General features: G+C 63.8%; 10 protein-coding genes and 1 pseudogene. 8 read left to right on the top strand and 3 right to left on the bottom strand.

All coding sequences use genetic code 11. From position 1 onward, the window contains the following. Positions 1-44 precede the first annotated feature (44 nt). Positions 45-2,402 carry a glutamine amidotransferase gene (locus V5E97_RS03565; RefSeq protein ID WP_406697905.1) on the top strand — a complete coding sequence of 786 codons (2,358 nt, stop codon included), beginning with the start codon at positions 45-47 and terminating at the stop codon, positions 2,400-2,402. Positions 2,403-2,434: 32 nt separating this feature from the next. Next, positions 2,435-3,463 (top strand): hypothetical protein, encoded by a 1,029-nt coding sequence (locus V5E97_RS03570; RefSeq protein ID WP_406697906.1) that lies wholly within the window; start codon positions 2,435-2,437, stop codon positions 3,461-3,463. A 66-nt stretch (positions 3,464-3,529) separates the two neighbouring features. Here V5E97_RS03570 and V5E97_RS03575 read toward each other — a convergent pair whose 3' ends face one another. Continuing rightward, entirely contained in the window at positions 3,530-4,591 is a 1,062-nt protein-coding gene (locus tag V5E97_RS03575; RefSeq protein ID WP_406697907.1) for an alpha/beta hydrolase fold domain-containing protein, read from the bottom strand. Positions 4,592-5,444: 853 nt separating this feature from the next. Between V5E97_RS03575 and V5E97_RS03580 the strand changes: the two are divergent. The 3 genes and pseudogenes from V5E97_RS03580 to V5E97_RS03590 form a co-directional block, all read left to right on the top strand. Next, positions 5,445-5,510, top strand: a pseudogene (locus tag V5E97_RS03580) (hypothetical protein); the annotation flags it as partial. Between the two features lie 110 nt (positions 5,511-5,620). Continuing rightward, positions 5,621-6,319 carry a fatty acid desaturase family protein gene (locus V5E97_RS03585; RefSeq protein ID WP_406697908.1) on the top strand — a complete coding sequence of 233 codons (699 nt, stop codon included), beginning with the start codon at positions 5,621-5,623 and terminating at the stop codon, positions 6,317-6,319. A 499-nt stretch (positions 6,320-6,818) separates the two neighbouring features. Further along, on the top strand, positions 6,819-7,100 hold the full coding sequence (locus tag V5E97_RS03590; protein WP_406697909.1) for a CBU_0592 family membrane protein: 282 nt from the start codon (positions 6,819-6,821) through the stop codon (positions 7,098-7,100). Positions 7,101-7,304: 204 nt separating this feature from the next. Here the strand turns inward: V5E97_RS03590 and V5E97_RS03595 are convergent, their stop codons facing one another. Further along, entirely contained in the window at positions 7,305-7,742 is a 438-nt protein-coding gene (locus V5E97_RS03595) for a DUF2171 domain-containing protein (protein WP_406697910.1), read from the bottom strand. A 234-nt stretch (positions 7,743-7,976) separates the two neighbouring features. On the opposite strand from V5E97_RS03595, the gene V5E97_RS03600 reads away from it, so the two are divergent. The 3 genes from V5E97_RS03600 (at position 7,977) to V5E97_RS03610 (ending at position 12,434) form a co-directional block, all read left to right on the top strand. Next, the gene (locus V5E97_RS03600) at positions 7,977-8,876 is read left to right on the top strand and encodes a TIM barrel protein (RefSeq protein ID WP_406697911.1); all 900 of its coding nucleotides are present in this window, start codon (positions 7,977-7,979) and stop codon (positions 8,874-8,876) included. 309 nt (positions 8,877-9,185) lie between these two features. Then, complete coding sequence (locus V5E97_RS03605; RefSeq protein ID WP_406697912.1) at positions 9,186-11,303, top strand: alpha/beta hydrolase family protein; 2,118 nt, start codon at positions 9,186-9,188, stop codon at positions 11,301-11,303. Between the two features lie 69 nt (positions 11,304-11,372). Continuing rightward, positions 11,373-12,434: a sialidase family protein gene (locus V5E97_RS03610; protein WP_406697913.1), complete on the top strand. Its 1,062-nt coding sequence runs from the start codon at positions 11,373-11,375 to the stop codon at positions 12,432-12,434. Positions 12,435-12,642: 208 nt separating this feature from the next. Here V5E97_RS03610 and V5E97_RS03615 read toward each other — a convergent pair whose 3' ends face one another. Beyond that, positions 12,643-13,461, bottom strand: a complete 819-nt coding sequence (locus V5E97_RS03615) for a S1/P1 nuclease (protein ID WP_406697914.1) — start codon at positions 13,459-13,461, stop codon at positions 12,643-12,645. Positions 13,462-13,519 lie beyond the last annotated feature (58 nt).

A 13,519-nucleotide genomic window follows, 5' to 3' on the forward strand; every position in this document is an offset into this window, starting at 1 on the left:
CAACACCTGAACCATTCAAGCGGCAAACCAATGAGACGTTGTCGATGACGATGCCTTCCATCATCTGGGGATCGCCGCAATGGCTGGCCGGCGCCGGCCTGATTATTGGGGTCGCGGCCGTCTCGTTGCTCTGGAGCTACGGACGGGCACGCACCACACGCTCCGTGAAGTTTGCCGGCGCCCTCCTCAAAGCTGTCGGCTTCACGGTCCTGGCACTCAGCCTGCTCGAACCTCTGCTCACCGGCACGCGCCCTCGGCGCGGGGCGAATGCGTTCGTCATTCTGGCCGACAACAGCCAGAGCTTGCTGATCCGAGACGGCCAGTCCCCACGTACCCGCGGCGACTGGATGCATGACCTGCTCGCCCAGGACTTGAGATGGAAGACCCGGCTCGGACAAGACTTCGACGTGCGCAACTATGCGTTCGACTCGCACCTCCGCGCGGTGGATGGCTTCGACATCCTGACGTTCGACGGCACAGGCAGCACGCTGACTTCGTCACTCTCAGCGCTCTCGAAACGGTTCCGCGGCCTGCCGCTTGCCGGCGTCTTGCTCTTCACAGACGGCAACCGCACCGACGTCGGGGACCTCGACTGGGCGGGCTTACCGCCGATCTATCCCGTGATCCCCCCTTCGCAAGGGGTCGCCAAGGACATCGGCGTCACCAACGTCTCGATCAGCCAGACGAACTTCGAGTCGGCCCCCGTCGTCGTCCGGGCCGATGTCACCGCCACCGGCTTCCCTGGGGAAACGATCGCCGCCGTCGTCACCGACGAGGCCGGCCGGGACATCGAGCGTCTCGAGGCGAAAGCGACAGGAGACGGCAAGCCACTCAACTTCCGCTTCCAGTTTCGCCCCGAGCGAAAAGGGGTCAGCGTCTACCGCGTCCGCGCCTTCGCCGCCTCGGAAGTACAAAAGACGGAACAGGTCCCCAAAAGTGAGCCGTCGGGCGAGCAGACGCTCGCCAACAACAGCCGACTCATCGTTGTCGATCAGGGGAGCGGCCCGTACCGGGTGCTCTATGTGAGCGGCCGGCCCAACTGGGAATTCAAGTTTCTTCGCCGCGCCCTGGCCGATGACGAACAGGTCGATCTCGTCGGCCTGATCCGGATCGCCAAGCGACAGCCCAAGTTCGATTTCCGGAGCGCTCGCACCTCGTCGGCCGCCCCCCTGTTCGACGGCTTCGACAACCCCGACGCCGATACGGCCGAGCGCGTCGACCAGCCCGTGCTCGTCCGCCTGGGCACGCGCGACGAGGTCGAGCTCCGCGACGGATTCCCCAAGACGGCCGATGAACTGTATCGCTACCACGCGGTCGTGCTCGACGACATCGAGGCGGAATTCTTCACCCAGGATCAGCTCGGCCTGCTCCGCAACTTCGTGAGCCAACGCGGTGGCGGGCTACTCATGCTCGGCGGCCCTGACTCGTTCGCCGACGGCAAGTACGACCGCAACCCGGTCGGCGAGCTCCTCCCTGTTTACCTGAACCGGCCCGCCACGATCCCGGCCCCGGAAGATTACCAGTTGGTGCTCACCCGGGAAGGCTGGCTCCAGCCCTGGGTCCGGACCCGAAAGACCGAGGAGGAGGAGCGGCAGCGGCTCGCGACAATGCCTCCCTTCCGCACGCTCAGCCAGGTCGGCACCATCAAGCCGGGGGCGGCCGTGCTCTCGCAGGTCCGCAACAGCACCGGCGACCTCGCCCCCGCACTTGTGGCCCAGCAGTTCGGCAAAGGGCACGTCGCGGCCCTGATGATCGGCGACCTCTGGCGCTGGGGCCTGCGCCGCCAGGATCCGGCCGAGAGCGACCTCGATCGCTCGTGGCGTCAGACCGTCCGCTGGCTGGTCGGAGACGTCCCGGGACAGGTCGAGGTCAGCGTGAAACCGAAGGCCGACTCGACCGCCCCCGCCGTCGTGCTGACCACCCGGGTGCGCGACGCCGAGTTCCGGCCACTCGACAATGCGAAAGTCACCTTCAAAATCAGCCTGCCCGGAGGCGACGATCTGACCCTGGACGCCGAGTCCGATCCCAAAGAAGCGGGCGCCTACGCGGCGACCTACGTCACCCGGCAGCCTGGCGCCTATCGAGTCACGACCACCGCCAATGCGCCTGACGGAAGCCTCATCGGCGACAAGGAAGCGGGCTGGGCCGCTCAGCCCGCGGCCGACGAATTTGCCCGCCTCACCCCCAACCGGGAATACCTCGACACGATTGCGGCCAAGACCAACGGGGAAGTCATCAACGGCGACCGACTCGCCTCGTTCGTCGCCAGCCTCTCGTCTCGCCACGCACCGATCAGCGAACCGTGGACCTCGCCGTTGTGGCATCAACCCCTCTATTTCCTCATCGCCATCGCCTGCCTGACGGCCGAATGGGGCCTCAGACGCGTCAACGGACTGGCATGACCCAGCCATTATTTTTATTTCAAATCATCATCATGACCATATTGATTGCGATCGGCCTGAGCCTGGCAACGGCAGCCGCCGAGACTGAGACCGCCGATCGACCGGCCGTTCTCATCGTCGTCGGCGCTCCGGGCAGCTCGGAGTATGAAGCCCGGTTCCGCCAGTGGGCCGGCCAGTGGCAGGGCGCCGCCAAGAAGGCCTCGGCCGAATCGATCCCGATCGGCCTAGACCATGACCAGGCTCAGGACACAAGTCAAGGCAAAGACACAGGTACAGACGCAACCCCCACCGACCACGATCGCCTCCAGGCGATCCTGGCCGAGAAAGCCAAGGCAGGCCCCCGTCAAGCACCGCTCTGGATCGTCCTGATCGGCCACGGAACTTCCGACGGGCGCGAGGCCAAGTTCAACCTACGAGGGCCGGATGTGACCGACCTCGAGTTGTTCGAGTGGCTCAAGCCGCTCCAGCGGCCGATCGCGATCATCAACTGCGCGTCGGCCAGCGGCCCATTCCTCAACCGCCTCTCAGGACCCGACCGGGTCATCGTCACCGCGACCCGGAGCGGCAACGAGCAAAACTACGCCCGCTTCGGCCAGCACCTCGCCGAAGCGATCGCTAACCCGAGTGCCGACCTGGATAAAGACGGACAAGTCTCGCTCCTGGAAGCGTACCTGACGGCCAGTGGCCGGGTCGAGGAATCCTATCGCGCACAATCGCAACTGGCCACCGAACACGCGCTGATCGACGACAACGGCGACAAGCTGGGCACGCCGGCCGACTGGTTTCGTGGCGTCCGCGCCACCCGTCGGGCCAAGGACGGAGCCCCCCTGGACGGGATCCGGGCCAACCAATTCGTCCTCATCCCCAGCGCTCGCGAACGCGACCTATCGGCAGAGATCCGGCAGAAACGCGACCAGCTCGAACTCTCCATCGCCGCCCTGCGCGACGAGAAGGCAAAACTGGCCGCCGACGACTACTACGCGCGACTCGAACCCTTGATGGTCGAGCTGGCCAAGCTCTATCGCGCAATGCCAGCGGCGATCCCCGATCCCACGCACTGAGCCGCTGGACTTCTCCATGGTCTTCCTCCCCCCGCTCGCCACAGGGGGGATGGAAGACAAGGGGGGTTACGGACGCGCCGGCTTGAGCTTGGCGATCAGAAAGTCGGTGCCGTTCGCATAATCCGGGTCGTCTTGGCCCGGGTACTTGAGGTGGGTTTCGACCCCCTCCGGCTTGAGCTTCTCCTGAAGCATCAGGCCGAGGACGGCCGAGTGCGTGGGATCGGTCTGATTTTCGCCAACTTTGGCAGGCTTATCTTGTTTCGGGTAGTCCAGGAACAAGGGGGGGTCCCCCGCGCTGGCATGCTCGTAGGGAGAATACTCCTTGATCCAAGGTAGGACCTCGTCGCGGTGATCGTGGAACGCCTGGAATTCATCCGCTCGAACTTGGTCTTTTTTCCGGAAGCCGAAGGCGTGGCCGCCGTAGCCCATATTGGGGATCCACGATCGGAGTTGCTTGGGATCGAGAGCCGTCTGTGCGCCGACGACCGCCGCGCAGGTCAGCCGGGTCGACTCGCGAGCCACCGGGTCGGGGCTGTCGGGCTTGGCCAGATCGTCATGCATGGCCAGCCAGAGAGACGAGCAGGCACCGGCCGACCCGCCGGTGGCCGCCACGCGCGTCTTGTCGATGTTCCACTCCTCAGACTTGGACCGCAGGAACTGAATCGCCCGCGCCGCGTCTTCCAGCGGCCACTTGACGGGCGGCTTGACCTCGGCTTCGTAGGCCTGGGGAAGAAGCCGGTAATTGATCGCCGCGACCGAGATCCCCTGATCCAGCAGCTTCTTCAAATCGACGGTGCCGACCCGGGCTTTATCTCCGTTCATCCAGCCGCCACCGTGGATGTAGACAACCAAGGGGGTCGGAGTCGCCGACTCCGCCTTGTAGAAGTCGAGGACCTCGCGTTCGTGCTCCCCATACGGCACGTTGGCAAACGTCGGCTTCCGTTGGGGAGCGCTCGTTTTGGCTTTCGCTTTCGCTTTCGCCTTGGCTTTGGCCTTCGCCTTGGCCTTCGCTTTGGGCTCAGGCTTCGGGGCCTGGGAGAGTGCGGGGGGGATTACGAACACTCCGCAGAGCAACGCCACCAGCGTGCATGCAAAAAATGGTCGTGAAATGAACGAAAAAGAGCGCATCGTGATGTGTGTTCCTGAATGGTCCACCCGGGAGGTTCGTCCCCGCCGCGGAGGCAGAGTTCCGCACCAAGCCCGTCGCTTGAAGGAGCATACCGGACGCGGAGAAACGAGTCACGCGGGCCCCGCCAGCGTTCGTCAGGGCAAGTCGTCCGCGAGTGAGGCCCAAACCTCATCTGCCGTAAAGGCTTACAGGTTCATGAGGTGTGATGTTTTTGTGAGAGTTCAGGTCTGGATCGGCCGGGTGGGCTATTGAATTGGCCAGGGCGATCCGTTGAAATATTTGTTCGCATGCATCGTTCGAGGCAAGTAGGCGGGCACAATCGGAACGAGCCGTCCACCCGGCAACGCTCCACCAACCCCGCCTCGATCCCAGGCACCGCCACTCTCTACCAACCGCCCAAACCGTGGAATGGACGACCCGATTCACTACCTTGCGTCGACCGATCATCCTGGCCCGAGCGACTTTGATGCGCCCTGGTCAGACGACCCGGCGCCTGGCCTTGAAATCGGCCGCGGGCTGCTCCCCTGCTTGCGACGGCCGGCCGGCAAATTGAGTGTTGGTCCCACTCGATCTGCTTGCCCCGGAGAGCGTTTCAACAACGTCTAGATCAAGGGTGATTCTTTGGAACCGATACGGGTTCACTTCCCGGGCTCCGGGGCATTCCACCTCGAGCTCAAACGCCGTGTTGCCGAGTACTTCAAAGGAGTGCAGATCTCACCGCGTGACGCCGCGTGGATGTATCTGAAGTCGGCGATCCTGCTCACCTGGACAGTCAGCGCCTACCTCCTGCTGATCACCAACTCGCTCGCCTGGTGGCTGACCCCACTCGCCGCAATCTGTCTGGCGGTGGGCATGGCCGGCATCGGCGTCAGCGTGCAGCATGACGCCAACCATGGCGGCTACTCGCGGATCCGTTGGGTCAACCGCCTCTTCGGCTGTTGCCTCGACGTCATGGGCGGTAGCTCCTATATCTGGTACTGGAGCACAACATCGTCCACCACACCTACACGAACATCTCGGGAATCGACGTGGACGTGGACATCGAGCCCTACTTGCGGCTCGCGCCCACCCAGCCCCTACTCCGATTCCATAAATATCAATATATTTATATTTGGTTCATCTATGGCCTTCTGCCCGCCAACTGGCACTTCTACGCGGACTATCGCGACCTGGTGAACAGCGACATTGGCGGGACACCCATCCCGAGGCCGAGCAAGTTGGTCTTGGCCGCCACGCTTTTCGGCAAGCTCTTCTTCTATGGCTGGTCGCTGATCCTGCCGCTGATCCTCTATCCGACGTTGCCCGTGCTTGGGCTCTATTTGCTCACCACGTTCACGCTCGGCACGGTGCTGACCACGACCTTCCAACTGGCGCATTGCCTGGAGGAAACCGAGGTTCACGTCGCCACCCACGATTCCAACTCGGTGGAAGCAGGCTGGGCCGAGCACCAAGTGCGGACCACGGCCAACTTCGCGCCTGGGAACCGGTTCCTCACGTGGTATCTGGGCGGTCTGAACTATCAGATCGAGCACCACTTGTTCCCGAAGGTCTGCCACGTTCACTACCCGGCCATCTCGCCGATCGTCGAGGCAACCTGCAAAGAGTTCGGCATTCCCTACCAGATCCACCCGACCTTCCGCGACGCCCTGGCGTCACACGTCCGCTGGCTCTACCGGATGGGCCGGCTCGAATCGGTGCCGGCGACCGAGCTGGTTTCCTCGGCGTAACCGGTCGAACGCCCGAGAAACCTCGAAGCTCACCACAACGCATGGGGACCGGAGGCCAACTCGCTCCGGTCGCCACGCTTCCTCCCCCTCACTCTCTCCGCCCGCCCGCCAGGTGACGTCCGCCTCCGCTCATCAGTGGCCGGGCACGTCCTTGAATTTATCGATGATTTCCGCCACAATGAGTGTACGTGTTCCTCCTCGGTCGAGCGTGCGAACTCCGAGGAATCCCCACGCACAATCCCAACGGCGGCATGGCCTCGTTCAGGCTGGTGGGACGTTCTACCGCTTCGACGCGGCCGACGTGCCACTGCGCTCGCACAACTGCATAAACACCCGTCATCAAATTCAGACAGACCTTTCATTCGTATCTCAAACTTCGCTGCCAAGTGCTTGACCAGCGGCGGGCCAGACCCGAACAATTCCACCGTCGGGAGCCGGGACTTGCAGATTGTCGCTTCGGCCCTCGACGAGGCATCACGCCTCCGCGAGGAACTCACTTATGGTGACAACCCTGATTCAGTTCTTCTCGATCGTAGGGGCGCTCCTGGTCCTCTCCGCCTTCGGCGCAAGTCAGTACGCCGGCATGAAGACCGATGGAATCGCCTACGGTCTGCTCAACCTCTCCGGTTCGACCCTACTCGCGGTCTCGGCATTGACGCCGCCGAATCCGGGCGTCCTGCTCGTCGAAGGCGCCTGGGCCTTGCTGAGCCTGGGCGTCACCCTCCGCGCCCTTCAGCGGCGGAGAGTCGTGGCTCCCCGATCCCTCCTGATTGACCCGTGATCTGATCCGAGAGAAAACGTAGCCTCTGGGCCTTTCCTGAGGCCGCGGGCGACTCGCCCTCAACTCAAACCATCCAGATCGATACAAGAAATAGAGCGGGCGGGGCGCCCGCGGCCTTCTCAGGGAGAGGCGATCCCCGCTCACCCCAGTGGCCCGCCAGCCGGCCAGGGCAATCCGTCTCGAGTCGGCCGGTCTTCGCCTCGTTCAAACCGGCTGCCACTCGTGTTGGATCTCGTTGCAAGTCTTGCTCAGGTGGACGTGGTCGTGGACCTTGGCCACCCACGACAGCGGGATCATGTGATGCTCGCCGTCGGGGCTATCGCTCTTGGTCAGCTTGATCTGGTCGCCCTCGACGCGGTCGACTTTGCCGACCAGGTTGCCGCACGAGCCGTAGACGTCCATGTGCTCGCGGATGTCGGCGGTCGAGCCGGTCGCCCCTGTGCTCTGATCGAGCGTCGCCGCGGTCTTGTGTTCGACCTTGTGGACGGCCTCCTCAATCCGGTGGCCGGCCTGGTGGGCCTTTTCCTTCGCCCAGTCGGCCGCTTCTTCCACCGTCTCACCCACCTTGTGGCCAATCTCGGTCGCTTTCTCGGCGATCTTGTGCCCCGTGTCCTCAATCTTGTCTTTGAAGGATTCCGCCATGACGTTCTCCTTTATCAATGCTGAATTCTAGAGACGTCTTGTACCGTGATCCGAACCACCAGATGCGGCCCGGCAAGAAAATTCAATCGCAATTGGCGTGCCGAATCAGAAGCCTGTCCTCGGCCTTGCGGCCCGGATAGACTGGCCGGAATCGTCGTCGGCCGTGGTGGGACGCAGCGGGCGGCCCGATCGCTTCCGACGTGTTGACGATCCCCGCTTGGGAGAACCAAAGGCATGCCCGTGACACGACGATCGCTTCTCAAAGCCGCTGCGCTCTCGCCCTGGCTCTCCACGCAATTCTCGTTCGGAGCCGATTCCCAGCCGGACGACAAAACCCTTCCCCCGCCGCGTTACCAGCTCGCGATGAACCTCGAAATCATGTTCCCCGCGAAGATGCCGTACCAGGATCGGATCGTCGAGGCCGCGCGTTGCGGCGCCAAGCATTACGGCTTCTGGAACTATAGCGGCAAGAATCTCGACCGGATGCTCGAAGCCCAGCAAGCCCACGGCATGACCTGTGTGAGCATCACCGGCGCTCCTCGCACCGGCTGGGGCTCCGGGCTCACCAAGACAGGGCAGGAGCAGGCCTTCCTCGACGACTTCGCGGACGCCTGCCGGGTCGCCAACCGCTTCGGCGCAGAGAACCTGATCACGTTCGTCGGCAAGATCCAGCCCGACATCCCCCCGGAAACGCAGCACGCCCAGATCATCGCCGGCCTGAAAAAGGCAGGGGAGATCGCCAAGGAACATAAAGTTTACCTGACGCTCGAGCCGCTCAGCCGCGTCGAGTCCCCCCAGATGACCATGGTCACCTCGGCCGACGCGTTTCGCTACGCGACCGAGGCGGGGCACCCTAACGTCAAGGTCGACTTCGATATCTACCATCGCCAGCTCGGCGAGGGGAACGTGCTCAACACGATGGCCGACGGCCTGAAGCGCGGACTGATCCAGTTCATCGAGGTCGGTGACGTGCCCGGCCGGAAGGAGCCGGGGAGCGGCGAGAGCAACTACGTCAACATCTTCCGCTTGCTCCGCCAGGTCGGCTACGCCGGCGCGATCGGCATGGAGCACGGCACCACGAAAACGCCCCAGCACGCCTGGGATACCGTTCGCGCCATGGCCGGGCTCGCCTGACCGGCCTGGCTCAGCTCAGCCCACGAAAGGTTCGAGGCGGCAGGGTGTTGCTGGAGCGTCACCGGACCGACACACTGGTTTCGCCTCGAGGTCGAGATGGTTCTTGCGGTTACCACAACCGGTTGTTTGCAGTAGCACGGCCGGCCCGGCCGTAATTCCCACGGGTCGGCGCAAGCTCGAGGATAGCCCTGGGCCGAGGGGAATACGGCCGGGCCGGCCGTGCTACTGATTCGACTGGGCCGGAAATCTTGCGAAATTCTCGCCCAGTCGCGGATCGTTGTCTTTTTTCAAAGAAGTGAGATCGCTCCCATGCCGCTCGCGTGCAAACCGATCACACTGGTGGGGCTGGCGCTCCTGGTCGCCTTGGGATCCCTCTCGCAACTCCAGGGCGCGGAGCCTGACCCGGCTCCGAATCCGTACCTCAAGTTCATCCGGAGCCAGGCCGAGACGTTACGGGCCGGGACAAGGTCGCCGGAAACGTTGCCCGAATGGGAGGCCCAGGCCGCCGAGGTACGGAAGGGGCTTCAAACGGCCTGGGGCGACTTCCCCACCACGCCTTGCCCACTCGAGCCCCAAGTGCTCGGAACCCTCGATCGCGACGGGTATCGCGTCGAGAAGGTCGTCTTCCAGACCCGACCCGGCCTACGGATGACCGCCAATGCTTACGTCCCCAACGGCCCTGGCAAGCACCCGGCAATCCTCGCCGTCCACGGTCACTGGAAAGGGGCCAAGCAAGATCCGGTCGTCCAGGCCCGCTGCATCGGAGCCGCCAAGCTCGGCTTCTTCGTGCTCGCCGTCGATGCGTTCGGGGCTGGCGAGCGCGGAGTCGGCAAGGCGCTCGGAGAGTATCACGGCGAGATGACCGGCGCAACGCTCCTGCCCGTCGGCCTGCCTCTCTCGGGTATCCAGGTTTATGAGAACATGCGAGCCGTCGATTACCTCCTGACACGGCCGGAGGTCGACGGCGAGCACATCGGGATCACCGGCGCCAGCGGCGGCGGCAATCAGTCAATGTACGCCGGCGCCTGGGACAAGCGGCTCAAAGCGGTCGTCCCGGTCTGCTCGGTCGGCAATTATCAGGCCTACCTGGGCATCGCCTGCTGCATGTGCGAAATGGTCCCGGGCGCCTTACGGTTCGCTGAGGAATGGGGAGTGCTCGGTCTCACAGCCCCGCGTGGCCTCCTCATTGTCAACGCAACCCAAGACGCCTCCCAATTCTCAGTCGCGGCCGCAAAGCAAACGCTCACGCCTCTTGAGCAGGTGTACCGACTCAACGGCCAGGCCAATCACGTCCGGCACGCCATCTTCGAGTCGAAACATGACTACAACCAGGCGATGCGCGAGGCCATGTACGGCTGGATGACCCTCCACCTCAAAGGGGAAGGGGAGGGGGCGCCGATCGCCGAACCTGCCTTGAAAACGGAAGACCCCGAAACCCTCCGCTGCTACCCAGGCGACACTCGGCCCGACGACTGGATGACCCTCCCTCGCTTCGCTGCGGCTGAAGGGCGAAAGCTCGTCGCGGCGAAGCCGCCACTCAGCGATCCCAAGGCCTGGGCTGCCGAGGCCAAGACTCGCCGGAAGGCCCTCGTTAATACGGTCTTTGGCGGGTTCCCGACCGTGCCGCCGATTTCCTTCTCGAATTTCATGGGCGGTAGCCTCACGACAGTCTTTGAATCCGAACCAGGAATGCACCTCTTTCTGGGGGAGGGAAGTGGGCCGCCGCCCTTTCAAAGTCTCGATCCAAAGGTTAAGGCCAAGTCGGACCAACATCTTGCCATCGTCCTCGACCTCGACGGCCCCGACACGGAAGCGAACCACTTTCTGGTGTCGGAGGTCAGTCGCGCCGGCTGGAGGTCCGTCCCACTCTATCTGCGATCGACGGGAAGAAATGGCCAGCCGACTGATCGGGTCGGCCAGGCCCCTGACCATAACCCAGCGGAGTGGGCCCTCTGGATCGGCCGACCGCTCCTGGGGCAGTGGGTGTTCGAGGTGCGCCGGTTGCTTGACGGGATCGAGAAACGGGAGAATCGGCTGCCGGCGAATATCGTCGTGATCGGCAAGGGCCCGGCTGGCCTGGTTGCGCTCTGCGCGGGGGCAGTCGACCCGCGAATCACTAAGGTCGCCGCCGTCGGCACACTTGCCAGCTACATCACCGAGGAGCCTTACGTCGGGCAGAAGCTCGGGGTGATGGCCCCGGGGATCCTCCGCGAAGTAGGGGACATCGCTCATCTGACCGCCCTGAACGCTCCCAAACGCGTGGTCATCGCCGGTGGGGTCGTCGGCAACGGCAAAGCACTCTCGGCCAAGGCGCTCCGCGACGCCTATCAACCGGCTGCGCACGTCTGGAACCTCCTGAACGCCAAGGAGAACCTCATCCTGTTCAACGGGACCGACCCCGCCGACGTGGTCGAAGCGCTACGGTGAGGGCCACCCTTGTCCTCGCCGCTCCTGAAGTCTGCTCTCTCAACCCGATTCCCTCAAGGAACTCGATTCATGAAGCTTCAACGTCTGCCGATCTCTCTGGCCGTGGCTCTCCTTGCTCTGGCCCCGCTCCCACGGCTGCGAGCGGCTGAGCCCAAGCCCGAGCTCGTCTCGGTCGAGAAGATCTGGGACAAGGGATCGCATAACGCGTTCACCGACCTGATCCGCTGGCACGACAAGTGGTACTGCACGTTCCGCGAGGCCGACGCCCACGTCGGCGGCGACGGCAAGCTGCGTGTGCTCGAATCGAGCGACGGCAAGTCATGGGAATCGGCCGCGCTGATCACCGAAAAAGGGGTCGACCTCCGCGATCCGAAGCTCTCGATCACGCCGGACGACCGCTTGATGATCGTGGGGGGTGGATCGATCTACAACGGCACGAAGACGCTCCAAGGCCGGCGGCCCAGGGTCACCTTTTCCAAGGACGGACGGGAGTGGACCACGCCGACGCCGGTCCTGAGCGAAGGAGAATGGCTCTGGCGGGTCACCTGGCATGACGGCAAGGCCTATGGCATCTCGTACGACGCCGGGGCCCGAGGCACCTCAGCGGCAAAAACGGCGACCGCGACCGGTAAGGTCGAGCCCGGCGCGGCCGACTGGAAGCTCAAGCTCTTCGTCAGCACCGATGGCGTGAAGTATGACCTCGTCACCCACCTCGACGTTCCCGGCGAGCCGAATGAATCGACCGTGCGATTCCTGCCGGACGGCGAGATGATCGCCCTGGTCCGCCGCGAGGCCGGCAACAAACTCGCCTGGATCGGCCACAGCCAGGCCCCCTATACCAACTGGACCTGGAAAGAGACCAAGCACCAGGTCGGCGGCCCCAACTTCATCCGCCTGCCGGACGGCTCCCTCTGGGCCGCCGGCCGCAGCTACCCCGGCGGCGCCAAGACCGTGGTGGCCCGGATGACGGGAGACAGCTACGAACCGCTTCTGACCGTGCCGAGCGGCGGCGACACGAGCTATTCCGGCCTCGTCTGGCACGACGGCCTCTTGTGGATGAGCTACTACTCCTCCCACGAGGCGAAGAAGTCCTCGATCTACCTCGCCAAGATCAAACTTCCCCAGAAATAACGATTCGCCCCACATGATTTCGTCGGGCGGACACGGTCCACCAGCATTAGACCTGGATACCCGTGACCACCCAACAAATCGGCTCATCCTAATTTTGTAGGGTGGGCACGGCCCACCAGGATTAAACCTTGGTGGGCTGTGCCCCCCCCTTCGAATACAGAACCGATTCGGCGTTTCCGCGGCGGTTGGGCAAGACTCAGCGGTCGCCTCACTCGAAGATATGGTTCAACTCATTGGCCAGCCGAACCCCCGCCTGGGCGAGTCGGCGTTCCAGAATCGGACGAGCGAAGTTCTCGTAGTCCTTGCCCAGGAGCTTCCCGCTTTCCATCGGCCGGCGTGCCCCGGCAGGGAACAAGTAGGCGGACTTGGCGTCTTGCAGGCTTTCGTTCGCCCAGTCTTCGACGCTCCCGCGCGACCAGGCACGGATGTTCTCCTTGGTGAGCTGCGACTCGATCCGCTCGACCCAGACTCGTTCGTTGCGGTCGATCTCGTTGATCAGGCCCGAGTCCCAGAGGCGATGAAGGTTCGTTCCGTTGCCGAGGAACTGGATCTGGGTCAGGTTCCCGCCCCGGTCATGATTGTCGCCGACGTGCAACGGCTGGTGAACGTCCTCCACGAAATGGATCAGAAACAACAAGGCCCGCCGTCGCTCTCGCAAAGGGGCGCTACGATCGGCCAGCACCGCGCGAAAGTGCTTGATCTTGGCGACGACGCAGTTGCCCTTCGAGCAGTAGCGATCCTCATAGCGGTTGGCCGTGATCGGCACGTTGACATAGTGCCAGGGGGCACTTCCCGGTACGGCGTCGTGCCCGTCCTGATCGGCCCAGGTTGAGACATCAACCAGTGTATCCCCCTTGAGCAGTAACTCGCTCACGGCCCGACGCGCGCCGGGGTTGAGCCTGGCCTCGGCCACTCGCGTGGCAATCCGATGGCCGTGTGGCCCCCAGGCCCAGCTCGGTGTGGCAGCCAACGTCGAGAGAACGAGAGAGACGGCCAGCACGGCCGAGGTCGTTTGCGAAGGGCGCATGGCGGAAAGTTCCCAAGGGCCAAAGGCGAGCGCCCCGCCGCGAGGAAAAATGGCGGGA

The sequence above is a fragment of the Singulisphaera photorubra genome, assembly GCF_045290345.1.
GTDB lineage: Bacteria > Planctomycetota > Planctomycetia > Isosphaerales > Isosphaeraceae > Singulisphaera.